Here is a 15,643-nt window from a genome sequence, read left to right as displayed (position 1 = left end):
GTAATGACTGATAAAACTTCTGCACCGCGCTATGCGCTTCGTGGTTTGCAGCTGATTGGCTGGCGCGACATGCAGCACGCGCTGGATTTTCTGTTCGCCGACGGGCAGATGAAGTCCGGTACGCTGGTCGCTATCAATGCGGAAAAGATGCTGGCGGTGGAAGATAACGCCGAAGTCAAAAGCCTGATAGAAGCGGCTGAATTTAAATACGCGGACGGAATCAGCGTGGTCCGCTCTATCCGTAAAAAATATCCTGACGCTAATGTATCTCGCGTGGCGGGTGCCGATCTCTGGGAGCAGCTTATGGCTCGCGCTGGCGCGGAGGGCACGCCGGTGTTCCTGATTGGCGGTAAGCCTGAGGTGCTGGCCGAGACCGAAGAGAAACTGCGTCGTCAATGGAATGTTAATATCGTTGGTAGCCAGAATGGTTACTTCAAGCCTGAAGACCAGCAGGCATTGTTTGCCCGCGTGCGCGACAGTGGGGCAAAAATCGTCACCGTGGCGATGGGGTCCCCGCGCCAGGAGATCCTGATGCGCGACTGCCGTCTGGTCTGCCCGGATGCGCTTTATATGGGCGTCGGCGGCACCTACGATGTCTTTACCGGCCACGTGAAGCGCGCGCCGAAGATTTGGCAAAATATGGGGCTGGAGTGGCTCTACCGCCTGCTCTCCCAACCCACCCGCATTAAACGACAGATTCGACTGCTTCGCTACCTCACCTGGCACTATGCCGGTAAAATGTAATCAAAATGTAGCGCGATATGCTGTTCGCGCTGCAACTCACCTGCAAAACTGCCGATAATTTGTGCAATGCATTCATTTTTTTAATGCATCGTTTGCCATTTGGCCGATTTTAAGAAACCATTCGCACCGTATTTTAGTACCCCTAAAAAACAATAACCGGTATTAAGCCGGGAAACAGCAAACACAATCGAGGATCTATGGCAGAGAAAAAACCGGAGCTACAGCGTGGGCTGGAAGCTCGTCATATTGAACTGATAGCGCTGGGCGGCACTATCGGCGTGGGCCTGTTTATGGGCTCCGCAAGTACGCTCAAATGGGCAGGCCCTTCCGTATTACTGGCGTATATCATCGCCGGGCTGTTTGTTTTCTTCATCATGCGCTCAATGGGCGAAATGCTCTTCCTGGAGCCGGTGACCGGTTCCTTCGCCGTTTACGCGCATCGTTATATGAGCCCGTTCTTTGGCTACCTGACGGCCTGGTCATACTGGTTTATGTGGATGGCGGTGGGCATCTCTGAAATCACCGCGATAGGGGTCTACGTCCAGTTCTGGTTCCCGGACATGGTCCAGTGGATACCGGCACTCATTGCCGTGGGGCTGGTGGCGCTGGCAAACCTGGCCGCCGTGCGCCTTTACGGTGAAATTGAGTTCTGGTTCGCAATGATCAAAGTCACCACGATTATCGTGATGATTGTCGTCGGCCTGGGCGTGATTTTCTTCGGCTTTGGCAACGGTGGACACGCTATCGGCTTTGGCAACCTGACCGAAAACGGCGGCTTTTTCGCTGGCGGCTGGAAGGGCTTCCTGACGGCGCTATGTATCGTTGTGGCCTCGTATCAGGGCGTGGAGCTGATCGGTATTACTGCCGGTGAAGCGAAAAACCCGCAGGTCACGCTGCGTAGCGCGGTAGGCAAAGTGCTGTGGCGTATCCTGATTTTCTATGTGGGTGCAATCTTCGTTATCGTAACCATCTTCCCGTGGAACGAAATTGGCACGACCGGCAGCCCGTTTGTTTTAACCTTCGCCAAAATTGGTATCACGGCGGCGGCAGGTATCATCAACTTTGTGGTCCTGACGGCAGCGCTTTCAGGCTGTAACAGCGGGATGTACAGCTGTGGCCGTATGCTCTACGCGCTCTCGAAAAATAACCAGCTGCCCGCGGCAATGAGTAAAGTCTCACGTGCTGGCGTGCCGGTAGCGGGCGTGGCGGTCTCGATCGTCATCCTGCTGATTGGCTCCTGCCTGAATTACATCATCCCTAATCCGCAGCGCGTGTTTGTTTATGTCTACAGCGCCAGCGTGCTGCCGGGCATGGTGCCGTGGTTTGTTATCCTCATTAGCCAGCTGCGTTTTCGCCATGCGCATAAAAAAGCGATCGCCAGCCATCCGTTCCGCTCGATCCTTTTCCCGTATGCGAACTATTTGACGATGGCGTTCCTGATTTGCGTATTAATTGGAATGTACTTTAATGAAGATACCCGCATGTCGCTGTTTGTCGGGCTGATCTTCCTGGCGGCAGTGACGGCCGCGTATAAGCTTTTTGGCCTGGGTCGCCGTGCCACCACGCAGAAAGTGGAGGAATAATCGGCAAAATGTGCAAACCATAACCAAACGCGCATTTTTTTCAAAAAAGCACTAGACAGCGGGGACGGAGGTACGTAATATCCAGCCCCGCAACGGCGCTAAGCGCCCGTAGCTCAGCTGGATAGAGCGCTGCCCTCCGGAGGCAGAGGTCTCAGGTTCGAATCCTGTCGGGCGCGCCATTTTAGTTCCCGGCGCTAGAGCTGCGGTGGTCTGAGAAGTAGTCAGTACCGCGTGAAAGAATACAGTGGTGGCTATAGCTCAGTTGGTAGAGCCCTGGATTGTGATTCCAGTTGTCGTGGGTTCGAATCCCATTAGCCACCCCATTATTGAAAGAGTTGTGAATTGCGAAGGTGGCGGAATTGGTAGACGCGCTAGCTTCAGGTGTTAGTGTCCTTACGGATGTGGGGGTTCGAGTCCCCCCCCTCGCACCACGACTTTTTAAATGAATTGAACTAAAAATTCAAAAAAGCAGTACATCGGCGAGTAGCGCAGCTTGGTAGCGCAACTGGTTTGGGACCAGTGGGTCGGAGGTTCGAATCCTCTCTCGCCGACCAATTTTGAACCCCGCTTCGGCGGGGTTTTTTGTTTTCTGTAAGTTTTCTCCCCTTTCGTTATCTCCAGAAAGCATCCTGTATCATTGTCGCGATTCAGTGACATGCAAGCCTTTGAAAATTAAATAAATAACTATTTATGGGATTTACTGTCTCTTCCTGGCGACATATTTCTGCTTTTGCCGATACGCTATGAAGCTTCAGAGGCTACTTAACAGCAGAATTTCCTTTTATCTTAAAATGTTGCGCCATGTAAAAGTTCTGCGTGTAAATCTGGCACGTTACGTGCAATAATATACGCGTAGATGCTCATTCCATCTCTTATGTTCGCCTTAGTGCCTCATAAACTCAGGAATGACGCAGAGCCATTTACGGTGCTTATCGTCCACTGACAGATGTCGCTTCGGCCTCATCAGACACCATGGACATAACGTTGAGTGAAGCACCAAATATGTTGTCTTACAGACCTGTTTTAACGCCTGCTTTTATAGCAGGCGTTTTTTTATGTCTTATTCCCGATACCCACGCATGATCAGGGCGACCAACAGCAGGGCGGCTGACGAGACCGTATAGAGCGCCAGCACTGAGCCAAGACCAACAGCCACTATCGCTGTAATGCCGGTGAAAAGCGAGGCGCTGAGCGTTTGCCAGCGCCAGGCTTTACCGCTGGCTGACGCGGTTTGCGTGATATGAAAACTGCTGAGTACGCCAAACGTGCCGGCTGCGAAGAGAACGTTTGAGGCCAGATGCGCGATAAAGATCATCCCCAGCGCACATGCCATCCACCCGGAAAACAACGGCAGCATTCCATAAGCGGCAAGAAAAATACCGAGACAAACGATGATTCGCGGCGTGTGGACGGCAAAGCGCGTCAGGCTCTCTTTTTTTAGCAGCATGGGGCCGCAAAGTTGCCCCATGCTCCTTGCGAAAAGCAGAGGCAGAGCAAGGCCCGCCGCATCCTGAGGATGGAGCTGCTGCGCCAGGGCCGGAAGTAGCGCCATAGCCGGTGAGCCGACGGCCGCCAGCGCCGGCAAAATGAGCAGGCTGCGCTTTTGCCGAACGGTCAACGTCCGCCAGCGCAGTGGCGCGTGGGCTGCCTCTTCACCGGGGAGAGGTAGCAATGGCGCAGAAAACCGCCGCCCAGCCAGCCACAGCAGCAGCAGCGACCCGAGAAAACTGGCGGCATCAATAGCCAGCAAGGTAAACACGGAGGTCTGCTTGAATAGCACCACGCCGAGTCCAGTACCTAATAACACCTGAGAAGCAAAAATCACATTTTCCAGACAGGTCGCAGCAGGCAGCTCTGTTTCGCTAAGTCCGCGTTTAAAGAGCAATGTCAGCGCGGGCCAGCTCATCCCGCTGAGCAGCGCTTCGGTGGATTGCACGGCGAGTAGCGAGGCAATGCTGTGATAACCCGCACCGAGCAGGGGGAAGAGCAGGGCGAGCAATCCCAGCCCCTCGGTCAGTATCAGCAGGAATACTGGAGAATAGCGCGAGCACAGCTTTTCGCCGATCGCGCTGCCGATGAATCCCGGAACCGTTGCGAAAAGAAAAGCGAGGGTGAGCAGGGCGGGCGGGGCCGACCACGCTAACAGTAAACCAAAGACCACGACCTGGGTTAAACCATTTCCCAGCGAAGAAAAGATAAAAGCACAGGCAAGCAGGCGCAGCCAGCGGTGGCAGCGCAGCGCTTCAATAAGCGCATACAAAAGCGAGTTCATGAAGATTTCCTTTCAAAAACGATTTAATCCACGCTGCAGAAAGTGCGCGTGTGTGAAAAAAGGTTAATGAAAAGACATCGTTACATTGGCGGGTTCGTTTGCAGATGTGGGTGTAAAGAATGTAGCAGGAGAAAGGCGATAAAAAAAGGAGGCCGTCTGGCCTCCTTTTTTATTTATTGCGGGTTACCGTTATTTTGCAGCGTCAGCAACAGCCCATCGCGCCGCATGGCTGCCGCCTCTTCTGGCTTATGCTGTTTGTCCAGCGTATCGGCAAGCCACGCGTAGTCAAACGCATCCGGACGCTGTTTCAGCGCCGCACGGAAGGCCAGGCTCGCCTCTTGCCATTCGCCGTGCTTCATCAGCGACTGGCCCAGGGTACTCCACAGCAGCGGACGGTCACCGACGGTTTTGATCTGCTGGCGCAGCACTTTTTCGACCTGCTCAGGGTTATTGGTTTTCAGGCGCGGGATCACCATGACCAGGCGATCGTCGTACTGGCGCTTCAGGCCGTCGAGGAGGATCTCCTGGGCGGTGTCATGATCGTCACATTCAATAAGATGTTCCGCCATGGCCACCTGCAGGGGGACCTGCTGGCGCGTTTTCCGGCTCTGATTCTTCCACCAGGTTTTCAGGCCTTCGCTGCCCAGGTCGGCGCGCGCCTGATCCATCAGGCCAATCCATGCCAGACGCTGAAGTTCATCACGATGTTCATCATCACCCACCTCGGCCTTCGCCATCGACGGAATGATGTCCAGCAACGAGCCCCACGCTCCGGTACGAATATAGGCCTGCTCCGCAAGGCGCAGGACTTCCGGATGACGCGGTGCGATTTCCAGCAGACGGTCAATGCCGTGGCGCGCCGCGTGGTTCTCATTGCGCGCGAGCTGCAGGCGGACGCGGGTAATTTCCACTGGGATCGGGTCGCCAGACGCCAGTTCTGACGCGCGTTCCAGATGCTGGTTAGCGCGGGCTTCATCACCGCGCTGCTGCGCCGCTTCGGCGGCCAGAAGATAGTTCACCACCGGCTGTTCAGCGTGGTCGGCGTTTTTCGACATCAGCTTTTCAACCTGCTGGTAATCGCCTTCGGCCAGCTTTAGCAGTGCCTGTTCCGTTTGCTTACGGGCGCGGCGGCGCTTACGGCCAACGAACCAGCCGCGGGTATGGGCACCGGTGCGGAAAATACGGCGCAGGATCCATTCAACGGCAAGCAGGACCACGACGCCGAGGATCAGAACGATCGCCAGACCCGTTACGCTGGTTTCAATGTTGTAGTTATCGGTCTGGATCAGGACGTATCCCTGATGACCCGCAAGCATCGGGCCCAGGACGATCCCGGCGATCAGCAGGATGAAGAGTAAAAGGACTTTTAGCATCATTACTCTCCCTGTGGCGCGCTTTCAGGCGCTGGTGCCGCCGCTGTGCCGGTCTGCCCGGCCGGAACGCCCGGCTGCGCCAGCAGGTTACGCACGCGCGTCTGCATCAGCTTCTCCAGAATCGGCTGGCTGGCCAGTTTATCCGGCACGTTCATGGTGATGTTCTGCTGGCTCAGCTTGTCGATATCTTCGAGGAAGGCGGTGGTCGTTGCATCATCTGTGTTGTAGTAGGCGCGTACCCACGTCGAGACGTTATCCAGCGCCTGTTTGTACGTTTCTTCCTGATGGCGCGGCACGGCCTGCGCCGCGACCAGCAGGCGGGAACGGATGTTTTCGCGCAGATAGATATCCTGATTCGGCGCTAACAGCGGTACGGCGGTTTCATCGCGACGGCGGATGGTGATGAAGCTGTCCATAAAGTTCTGCCAGCTTTTCTGCAGGTTTATGCGCCATTCGCTCAGGGAGCTGGACAGCTCGGTACCGTCAGAGTCCATCGGGGAGTCGTCGTCATTGTTATCCGCCAGCTGCAGGTTATCTATTTGATTCGAAAGCTGGTTCACCTTGAGGATAATGCCGTCGTAATCCACCTGTGAAACGGCGGAGAGGCTGGCGATATCTTCGGTAATCGCACGGCGCGCGGTAATGAGGCTCGGATCGTTCATGTCGGCCAGGCTCGCATCGGCGCTTTTCAGCAGCGCGGCGGCGGTGGTCACGTCCTGATCGCTCCACAGCTTACGCCCGGCGAGTTTGACGAGGAAATCGGCCTGCGAGAGCAGCCAGGTTTTGGCATCGGTGCCGGAGATGGTGGCGACTTTCTGCTGTACTTCGCCCAGCTGTTTGGTCAGCTCTTCCTGTTTGCTGTTCGCCTCGGCAAGCGCGGCGGCCTGCTGCTTAATCACCGCTTCCAGCTCGGTTTTCTGCGTTTCCTGCGCTTTTTGCAGGGAGGTAAGCTGATTGACCAGCGTATCGCTGGTGGCCGTCTGGTTAGCACTCTGTTGCTTTACCAGACCATACAGGCCGACGCCTGCTGCCAGCGCAATGGCGATGGCAATCGCGCTCAGCGCGAGGCTGGTTTTATTGCTGCCGTTTTTCTTCTCAGCGGTTTTCTCAGTCGTCTCTGGCTGTGGCGTTGTCTCCACAGTCTCCCTGGTCTCTTCAACCACGGCGGAGGATTTTTCGTGTTCCGTCATTATGGCTTCCCATTTGAGAGTTATTGTAATGCGCGCAGCAGCGCATCGTTGTCGGCGTTATCAGCGATCCGAATATCCTGCCAGCCCAGTTCCCGGGCGAGGTTCGCCAGACGCTCACTGACGACCAGAAGCCGACAGCGGAGTAACCAGTTTTCGCGATACCAACGCGGTATCAGCGACCAAAGCTGTTGTAACATTTCACCGCTGGTGACCACCAGCGTATTAATACCGCGCGCGTGCCAGCGCATCGCCTCTTCAGCACCGTCGTAGTGTTTCGCACAGCGCTGGTAGCACTCAACAAACGTGACGTCAGCCCCGCGTTCCCGCAGCGTTTCACCCAGCAGTTCGCGGCCACCGTTGCCGCGCAAAATGAGCGCGCGCTTTCCGGCAATAGTTTGTAATTCAGGTAATTGTAGCAAGACTTCGCTGATTTCCCGATCCAACGGGTAGCGAACGTCTGTTCCACTCACGGTATGTAAGGCCAGCGCGGTGGTTCTGCCGATAGCGAAATAGCGCGGAGCGGTCGGCCAGCGTGTTCCCGCCTGTTGCAGCTGCGCATGGGCAAATTCCACGGCATGCTGCGATAGCGCAAACAGCAGGTCGCCTTCCTGCAGGGTATTCATCTGGTCGGCGAGCGCAGAGAGCTCCCGACCGGGGGAGAATTCAATTAGCGGAAAACTCCAGGCCACCTGCCCCAGTGCGCGCAGACGGCTCACTAACTGCTCTCCTGCGGGAGAAGGGCGGGTGACAAGAATACTCATGCAGGGGGTTCTCCGTTATAGACCTCGGCCAGAATTTCACGCGCGCCGTTATTCAGCAGCTCTTCCGCCAGCGACACGCCAAGCGCTTCGGCATCCTGCGGCTTGCCGCGACGTTCGCCGCGCACCATCTGTGAACCGTCCGGCGCGCCCACCAGCGCGCGCAGCCACAGTTCACCGTCTGTTAATTCAGCATAGCTGCCAATCGGCACCTGACACCCGCCTTCGAGGCGAGTATTCATCGCCCGCTCGGCTTTTACGCGGGTTGCGGTCTCGTCATGGTTCAGCGGAGCGAGCAGCTCGCGGGTGCGCGCATCGTCCAGACGGCACTCAATGCCGACGGCGCCCTGTCCGACGGCCGGCAGCGACAGCTCTGGCGGCAACGCCACGCGAATGCGTTCCTCCAGCCCCAGGCGCTTCAGGCCGGCAACGGCAAGAATAATGGCATCGTAATCGCCGTTATCCAGCTTGCCCAGACGCGTGCCAACGTTACCGCGCAGCGAGCGGATGATAAGGTCAGGACGACGCTCCGCCAGCTGACACTGACGGCGTAAACTGGACGTGCCAACCACGCTACCCGCCGGCAGCGCGTCGAGCGAGTCATAGTGGTTCGAGACAAACGCGTCACGCGGATCTTCGCGCTCGCAGATGGTCACCAGCCCCAGCCCTTCCGGGAACTCGACGGGCACGTCTTTCATCGAATGTACGGCGATATCGGCGCGGTTCTCAAGCAATGCCAGTTCCAGCTCTTTGACAAACAGGCCCTTGCCGCCCACTTTCGCCAGCGGCGTATCCAGAATCACGTCACCGCGCGTGACCATCGGCACCAGCTCGACGCGCAATCCACTGTGGCAGGCTTCAAGGCGCTGCTTAACATAATGTGCCTGCCAGAGCGCGAGAGGGCTTTGGCGTGTGGCAATTCTCAAAACATTGTCTAACATGCTTGTTACCGTCATTATCAATCGCTAACCATCCTAACATTGTTGACTCTGGGATGGCAGTTTTACGGTTGATGAAGCGTGAGAGGGACAAGGCGGCGTATTCGTCAGCCATAGCCGTATTCAGGAATTTACACGTACAGAACGGTGCTACACTTGTATGTAGCGCATCTTTCTTTACGGTCAACCGGCAAGGTGTTAAATTGATCACGTTTTAGACCATTTTTTCGTCGGTACCACCATAATGACAAGGGCGAAAAAAGGGTAACGGTTATCTTTTTGAAATACTGCGGGCTCGCTGTTATTCGTATTTTGAATAGCTTACGACACCCGGAAACATCAGGCGATACGTCTTGTACCTCTATATTGAGACTCTGAAACAGAGACTGGATGCCATAAATCAACTGCGTGTGGATCGCGCGCTTGCTGCCATGGGCCCTGCTTTCCAGCAGGTATACAGTCTGCTGCCGACATTATTGCACTATCACCACCCGCTGATGCCTGGCTACCTTGATGGTAACGTTCCCCAGGGCATTTGCCTCTTCACGCCTGATGAAACCCAACAGCATTATTTGAACGAGCTGGAACTCTACCGCGGCATGCCGCCTCAGGTTTCTCCGAAAGGTGAACTGCCGATTACCGGCGTTTACTCGATGGGGAGCACCTCATCGGTAGGGCAGAGCTGTTCTTCGGACCTGGATATCTGGGTCTGCCATCAATCCTGGCTCGATAACGAAGAGCGCCAGCTGCTGCAGCGTAAATGCAGCCTGCTGGAAAGCTGGGCGGCCTCGCTTGGCGTGGAAGTGAGCTTCTTCCTGATTGATGAAAACCGTTTCCGCCATAATGAAAGCGGCAGTCTGGGTGGTGAGGACTGCGGCTCGACTCAGCACATCCTGTTGCTGGATGAATTTTACCGTACTGCCGTTCGTCTGGCCGGGAAGCGTATTCTGTGGAATATGGTCCCGTGCGAAGAAGAAGAGCATTACGACGACTACGTCATGTCGCTTTACGCGCAGGGCGTACTGACGCCAAACGAATGGCTGGATCTGGGCGGCCTCAGCTCCCTGTCCGCCGAAGAGTACTTTGGCGCAAGCCTCTGGCAGCTCTATAAGAGTATTGATTCACCGTACAAAGCGGTGCTGAAAACCCTGCTGCTGGAAGCCTACTCGTGGGAATACCCTACGCCGCGCCTGCTGGCGAAAGATATCAAGCAGCGCCTGCACGATGGCGAAATTGTCTCCTACGGGCTCGACGCCTACTGCATGATGCTGGAGCGCGTTACCGAATACCTGAAAGCCATTGATGACGCCACGCGTCTTGACCTGGTGCGTCGATGTTTCTATCTCAAGGTCTGTGAAAAGCTGAGCCGTGAGCGCGCCTGCGTGGGCTGGCGTCGTGAAGTGGTCAGTCAGCTTGTGAAAGAGTGGGGATGGGACGAAGCGCGTCTGTCCATGCTCGACAACCGGGCCAACTGGAAAATCGATCAGGTGCGTGAAGCGCACAACGAACTGCTCGACGCGATGATGCAAAGCTACCGTAACCTGATCCGTTTTGCGCGCCGCAATAACCTTAGCGTTTCCGCCAGCCCGCAGGATATCGGGGTGTTAACCCGTAAGCTGTACGCCGCGTTTGAAGCGCTGCCGGGCAAAGTGACCCTGGTTAACCCGCAGATTTCGCCTGACCTGTCTGAACCAAACCTGACCTTTATCTATGTGCCGCCGGGCCGCGCAAACCGCACCGGGTGGTATCTGTACAACCGTGCGCCAAGCATGGATTCGATTATCAGCCATCAGCCGCTGGAATATAACCGCTATCTGAACAAGCTGGTGGCGTGGGCCTGGTTTAACGGCCTGCTGACCTCGCGCACGCGCCTGTTTATCAAAGGCAATGAGGTTGTCGATTTAGCCAAGCTGCAGGAGATGGTGGCGGATGTCTCGCACCACTTCCCGCTGCGTCTGCCTGCCCCAACGCCAAAAGCGCTCTACAGCCCGTGTGAGATTCGCCATCTGGCGATTATCGTCAACCTGGAATACGACCCGACGGCGGCCTTCCGCAATCAGGTAGTTCATTTTGACTTCCGCAAGCTGGACGTCTTCAGCTTTGGCGAGCAGCAAAACTGCCTGGTGGGTAGCGTAGACCTGCTGTACCGCAACTCGTGGAACGAAGTGCGTACCCTGCACTTCAACGGCGAGCAGGCGATGATTGAAGCGCTGAAAACTATTCTCGGCAAGATGCACCAGGACGCCGCGCCGCCGGACAGCGTCGAAGTGTTCTGCTACAGCCAGCATCTGCGTGGGTTGATTCGTACTCGCGTGCAGCAGCTGGTGTCTGAATGCATCGAACTGCGTCTCTCCAGCACCCGTCAGGAGACCGGACGCTTCAAAGCGCTGCGCGTTTCCGGGCAGACGTGGGGCCTGTTCTTTGAGCGTCTCAACGTGTCGGTACAGAAGCTTGAAAACGCTATCGAGTTCTACGGCGCGATTTCACACAACAAGCTGCACGGCCTGTCGGTTCAGGTGGAAACCAACCACGTCAAGCTTCCGCAGGTGGTGGATGGCTTTGCCAGTGAAGGGATTATTCAGTTCTTCTTTGAAGAGTCGGGCGACGATGCCGGGTTCAACATCTACATTCTGGATGAGACCAACCGCGCCGAGGTGTATCACCACTGTGAAGGCAGCAAAGAGGAGCTGGTGCGCGACGTCAGCCGCTTCTACTCTTCCTCGCATGACCGTTTCACCTACGGTTCCAGCTTTATCAACTTCAATCTGCCGCAGTTCTACCAGATTGTGAACGTGGATGGCCGAGCGCAGGTGATCCCGTTCCGTACCCAGGCGATTACCCCTGCGGCGCCTGCGAATCAGGATACTGCACCGCTGTTGCAGCAGTATTTTTCCTGAGGCTTTTCGCCCGGTAAGGCGCAGCCGCCACCGGGCAACAAAACTACCTGAAACGCACTTCCTCGCCCGCCTGCGCGGTCGCCGCCTGTTCCAGCAGATTCCAGAACGTTTCGCCGCTGCGATCGCAAACCCACTCGTCACCCTTCAAATCAAAGTGATAACCGCCCTGTTTGGCCGCCAGCCACACCTGGTGAAGCGGCTCCTGACGGTTAATAATAATTTTGCTGCCGTTTTCGAAGCTCAGGGTCAGAATGCCGCCGTTGATTTCACAATCGATATCGCTGTCGCCGTCCCAGTCGTCGATACGTTCTTCGATGGTCATCCACAGGGTGTCGGCAAGGCGATGGAATTCACTGTCGTTCATGGTTTTGTTCCTGTTTTTCGTGATGGCGGCAGTATAACGCTAAATAATTCCCGTTGCAGGAAAGCGGCAAACTCTTGCTTTTGTGTCTTCTCCTGCGATGATAGAAACAGATTTGAACTTACGGGCAACTTTATAATGAAAAACGCTTTCCGAACGCTTGCCGTTCTCATCACGCTGTTTAGCCTGACCGGCTGCGGACTGAAGGGACCACTCTACTTCCCGCCTGCGGATAAAACCGCGCCGCCGCCGACAAAACCGGTTAACAGCGGCATCGAGTCTTCCACGCCAAAGACTAACGATCGTGGCGATAACGACGGTCCGACTCAGGTTAACCTCTGACGACAACGTTCTGTCCCCGCGCAATGGAGCAAATGATGCAGTTCTCTAAAATGCATGGCCTTGGCAACGATTTTATGGTCGTCGACGCGGTAACGCAGAATGTGTTTTTCTCCCCGGAACTGATCCGCCGCCTGGCGGATCGGCACGTGGGCGTGGGGTTCGATCAGCTGCTGGTGGTTGAGCCGCCCTACGATCCTGACCTCGATTTCCACTACCGTATTTTCAACGCTGACGGCAGTGAGGTTAACCAGTGCGGCAATGGCGCGCGCTGTTTCGCCCGCTTTGTCCGCCTGAAAGGGCTCACCAATAAGCGCGATATCCGCGTCAGTACCGCCAACGGTCGTATGGTGCTCAGCGTTACCGACGATGAGCTGGTGCGCGTCAATATGGGCGAGCCTAACTTCGAGCCTTCCGCCGTGCCGTTTCGCGCAAACAAAGCGGAAAAGACCTATATTATGCGGGCGGCCGAGCAGACAGTATTGTGCGGCGTTGTCTCGATGGGTAACCCGCACTGCGTGATTCAGGTGGATGACGTGGAAACCGCGGCGGTCGAAACGCTCGGTCCGGTGCTGGAGAGCCACGAGCGGTTCCCGGAGCGGGCGAACATCGGCTTTATGCAGGTGATGAAGCGTGAACACATCCGTCTGCGGGTTTACGAGCGCGGCGCGGGCGAAACCCAGGCTTGCGGAAGCGGCGCCTGTGCGGCGGTGGCCGTCGGTATCTCCCAGGGGTTACTGGCAGAAGAGGTTCGCGTGGAATTACCGGGCGGTCGTCTTGATATCGCCTGGAAAGGAGCGGGTCATCCACTGTACATGACTGGCCCGGCGACACATGTTTATGACGGGTTTATCCATCTATGAAACAACCAGGGGAAGAACTGCAGGAAACAGTGACGGAACTGGACGACAGCGCTGTTGTTGATTATCTGCTGAACAATCCTGAGTTTTTTATTCGCAATGCACGCGTCGTCGAACGAATGCGCGTGCCGCATCCGGTTCGCGGGACCGTGTCGCTGGTCGAATGGCACATGGCGCGCGCGCGTAACCACATCAGCCAGCTTGAAGAGAACATGACGCTGCTGATGGAGCAGGCCAGCACCAACGAAAGCCTGTTCTATCGTCTGCTGCATCTGCAGGCGCGTCTGGCTTCGGCGCACAGCCTTGAAGAGTTTCTCAGCCGCTTCCACCGCTGGGCGCGCGAGCTGGGGCTGGCGGGCGCAACGATTCGTCTGTTCCCTGACCGCTGGCGCATTGGCGCACCGTCGGGGTTCACCCATCTGGCGCTCAGCCGTCAGGCGTTTGAGCCGCTACGCATTCAGCGCCTGGGCCATGAGCATCACTATTTGGGGCCGCTGAACGGACCCGAACTGCTGGTGGTGCTGCCGGAAGCCAAAGCGATTGGCTCGGTGGCGATGTCGCTGATGGGGCGCGATGGCGACCTGGGGGTAATATTATTTACCAGCCGCGACGCGCACCACTATGAGCAGGGGCAAGCCACGCACCTGCTGCAGGAGATCGCCCTGATGCTGCCCGAGCTGCTGGAGCGCTGGATTGAACGCGTATGACGGACGGACTGCTCGCCACTGACGTCTCGCGGTTTCTGCGCTATCTCGGCGTGGAACGTCAGCTCAGCCCCATTACGCTGCTTAACTATCAGCGTCAGCTTGATGCCATCATGCAGATTGCCGAAGAAATCGGCCTGAAAAGCTGGCAACAATGTGACGCCGCCACGGTACGCGGGTTCGTCGTGCGTAGCCGTAAAAAAAATCTTAGCCCGGCGAGCCTTGCGCTCCGGCTCTCTGCCCTGCGCAGCTTCTTCGACTGGCTGGTCAGCCAGGGCGGCCTGAAAGCTAACCCGGCAAAAGGGATCGCCACGCCAAAAGCCCCGCGCCATCTGCCGAAAAATATCGACGTCGACGACGTAAACCGCCTGCTGGATATCGATCTAAACGATCCGCTGGCCGTGCGCGACCGCGCGATGCTGGAGGTAATGTACGGCGCGGGCCTGCGTCTCTCCGAACTGGTGAACCTCGACTTAAAGCATCTCGATCTGGAATCCGGCGAAGTGTGGGTGATGGGTAAGGGCAGCAAAGAGCGCCGCCTGCCGATTGGCCGCAACGCCGTCTCCTGGATTGAACACTGGCTGGATCTGCGCGGCCTGTTTGGCGCGGAAGAGGATGCGCTGTTTTTATCAAAGCTCGGCAAGCGGATCTCCGCGCGTAACGTGCAGAAGCGCTTTGCGGAGTGGGGCATCAAGCAGGGGCTGAACAGCCACGTGCATCCCCACAAGCTGCGCCACTCCTTTGCGACACACATGCTGGAATCGAGCGGCGATCTGCGCGGCGTACAGGAACTGCTTGGCCACGCGAATCTGTCGACCACTCAAATCTATACCCACTTAGACTTCCAACACCTTGCCTCGGTGTATGACGCGGCGCATCCACGCGCCAAACGGGGGAAATAATGCGTTTTTACCGCCCACTCGGTCAGATCTCAGCCCTGACGTTTGACCTTGATGACACCCTTTATGACAACCGCGAGGTGATCCTGCGTACCGAGCAGGAGTCGCTGGCGTTTGTGCAGAACTACCATCCCGCGCTGAAGGCGATGCAGAACAAGGACTTCCAGAAGCTGCGCCAGTCCCTGCGAGAGACCGAGCCGGACATTTACCACGACGTGACCGAATGGCGTCGTCGCGCGGTTGAGCAGGCGATGCTGAACGCGGGTCTGAGCGCACAGGATGCCGCCGTCGGTGCCGAAGCGGCAATGGAAAACTTCGCCAAATGGCGTAGCCGCATCGACGTGCCGCAGGAAACCCACGACACGCTGGCGAAGCTTGCCGAAAAGTGGCCGCTGGTGGCCATCACCAACGGCAATGCCCAGCCGGAGCTGTTTGGCCTCAGCGATTATTTTGAATTCGTGCTGCGCGCGGGTCCGCACGGGCGCGCGAAGCCGTTCAGCGACATGTACCATCTGGCAGCGGAGAAGCTTAACCTGCCGCTGGGTGAGATCCTGCACGTGGGCGATGACCTGACCACCGACGTGGCGGGTGCCATCCGCTGTGGCATGCAGGCCTGCTGGATCAAGCCAGAAAATGCGGAGCTGATGACCGCAACAGACAGCCGTCTTCTGCCGCACGTGGAAATTTCGCGGTTGGCATCCCTCACGACGCTGATATAATCATCA

The 15,643-nt window shown here is 56.7% G+C and carries 14 protein-coding genes and 4 tRNA genes; 12 read left to right on the top strand and 6 right to left on the bottom strand.

Annotated features, from left to right (window positions below; translation table 11 throughout):
• The first annotated feature begins 3 nt into the window (after positions 1-3).
• The 6 genes from wecG to IM313_RS21345 all read left to right on the top strand — a co-directional run bounded on the left by wecG (position 4) and on the right by IM313_RS21345 (position 2,881).
• The gene (gene wecG, locus IM313_RS21370) at positions 4-744 is read left to right on the top strand and encodes a lipopolysaccharide N-acetylmannosaminouronosyltransferase (protein ID WP_192972112.1); all 741 of its coding nucleotides are present in this window, start codon (positions 4-6) and stop codon (positions 742-744) included.
• Between the two features lie 197 nt (positions 745-941).
• On the top strand, positions 942-2,327 hold the full coding sequence (locus IM313_RS21365; RefSeq protein WP_192972111.1) for an amino acid permease: 1,386 nt from the start codon (positions 942-944) through the stop codon (positions 2,325-2,327).
• A gap of 102 nt (positions 2,328-2,429) precedes the next feature.
• Positions 2,430-2,506 (top strand) — tRNA-Arg (locus IM313_RS21360).
• 68 nt (positions 2,507-2,574) lie between these two features.
• Positions 2,575-2,650, top strand: a tRNA-His gene (locus tag IM313_RS21355).
• Between the two features lie 21 nt (positions 2,651-2,671).
• Positions 2,672-2,758: transfer RNA gene (locus IM313_RS21350), tRNA-Leu, on the top strand.
• A 46-nt stretch (positions 2,759-2,804) separates the two neighbouring features.
• Positions 2,805-2,881 (top strand) — tRNA-Pro (locus IM313_RS21345).
• Between the two features lie 506 nt (positions 2,882-3,387).
• Here IM313_RS21345 and IM313_RS21340 read toward each other — a convergent pair.
• From IM313_RS21340 to hemC, 5 genes are all read right to left on the bottom strand, one after another.
• The gene (locus IM313_RS21340) at positions 3,388-4,599 is read right to left on the bottom strand and encodes an MFS transporter (protein ID WP_182035079.1); all 1,212 of its coding nucleotides are present in this window, start codon (positions 4,597-4,599) and stop codon (positions 3,388-3,390) included.
• Between the two features lie 173 nt (positions 4,600-4,772).
• Positions 4,773-5,972, bottom strand: coding sequence for a protoheme IX biogenesis protein HemY (gene hemY / locus IM313_RS21335; RefSeq protein ID WP_028014802.1), 1,200 nt, complete (start codon positions 5,970-5,972; stop codon positions 4,773-4,775).
• A gap of 2 nt (positions 5,973-5,974) precedes the next feature.
• Positions 5,975-7,162 (bottom strand): uroporphyrinogen-III C-methyltransferase, encoded by a 1,188-nt coding sequence (gene hemX / locus IM313_RS21330; RefSeq protein ID WP_041911826.1) that lies wholly within the window; start codon positions 7,160-7,162, stop codon positions 5,975-5,977.
• A gap of 20 nt (positions 7,163-7,182) precedes the next feature.
• The gene (gene hemD, locus IM313_RS21325; protein WP_045631336.1) at positions 7,183-7,923 is read right to left on the bottom strand and encodes a uroporphyrinogen-III synthase; all 741 of its coding nucleotides are present in this window, start codon (positions 7,921-7,923) and stop codon (positions 7,183-7,185) included.
• Positions 7,920-8,861, bottom strand: a complete 942-nt coding sequence (hemC, locus tag IM313_RS21320) for a hydroxymethylbilane synthase (protein ID WP_032644935.1) — start codon at positions 8,859-8,861, stop codon at positions 7,920-7,922. Before hemC ends, hemD begins: the two co-directional genes overlap by 4 nt.
• Positions 8,862-9,211: 350 nt before the next feature.
• On the opposite strand from hemC, the gene cyaA reads away from it, so the two are divergent.
• Complete coding sequence (gene cyaA / locus IM313_RS21315) at positions 9,212-11,755, top strand: class I adenylate cyclase (RefSeq protein ID WP_048959723.1); 2,544 nt, start codon at positions 9,212-9,214, stop codon at positions 11,753-11,755.
• A 43-nt stretch (positions 11,756-11,798) separates the two neighbouring features.
• Here cyaA and cyaY read toward each other — a convergent pair whose 3' ends face one another.
• Positions 11,799-12,119 (bottom strand): iron donor protein CyaY, encoded by a 321-nt coding sequence (gene cyaY / locus IM313_RS21310; protein WP_045260993.1) that lies wholly within the window; start codon positions 12,117-12,119, stop codon positions 11,799-11,801.
• Positions 12,120-12,254: 135 nt separating this feature from the next.
• Between cyaY and IM313_RS21305 the strand changes: the two genes are divergently transcribed.
• Genes IM313_RS21305 through yigB form a run of 5 tightly spaced genes read left to right on the top strand, consistent with a single transcriptional unit; the run spans position 12,255 to position 15,637 of the window.
• Positions 12,255-12,458, top strand: coding sequence for a lipoprotein (locus tag IM313_RS21305; protein WP_048998608.1), 204 nt, complete (start codon positions 12,255-12,257; stop codon positions 12,456-12,458).
• Positions 12,459-12,493: 35 nt separating this feature from the next.
• A complete protein-coding gene (gene dapF, locus IM313_RS21300; protein WP_028014795.1) occupies positions 12,494-13,318 on the top strand; it encodes a diaminopimelate epimerase in 825 nt (274 codons plus the stop codon).
• The gene (locus IM313_RS21295) at positions 13,315-14,022 is read left to right on the top strand and encodes a DUF484 domain-containing protein (RefSeq protein WP_192972110.1); all 708 of its coding nucleotides are present in this window, start codon (positions 13,315-13,317) and stop codon (positions 14,020-14,022) included. The genes dapF and IM313_RS21295 overlap by 4 nt, the downstream gene beginning before the upstream one ends.
• Positions 14,019-14,921, top strand: coding sequence for a tyrosine recombinase XerC (gene xerC / locus IM313_RS21290; RefSeq protein ID WP_032644794.1), 903 nt, complete (start codon positions 14,019-14,021; stop codon positions 14,919-14,921). The genes IM313_RS21295 and xerC overlap by 4 nt, the downstream gene beginning before the upstream one ends.
• Entirely contained in the window at positions 14,921-15,637 is a 717-nt protein-coding gene (gene yigB / locus IM313_RS21285; protein ID WP_028014792.1) for a 5-amino-6-(5-phospho-D-ribitylamino)uracil phosphatase YigB, read from the top strand. Before xerC ends, yigB begins: the two co-directional genes overlap by 1 nt.
• Positions 15,638-15,643: the final 6 nt, after the last annotated feature.

Origin of the sequence: Enterobacter cloacae complex sp. P2B (assembly GCF_014895985.1) — a bacterium.
In the GTDB taxonomy this organism is placed as follows: domain Bacteria; phylum Pseudomonadota; class Gammaproteobacteria; order Enterobacterales; family Enterobacteriaceae; genus Enterobacter; species Enterobacter bugandensis.
The sequence above is the reverse complement of the archived record's forward strand: the minus strand, read 5'-3'. Positions and strand labels throughout refer to the sequence as shown.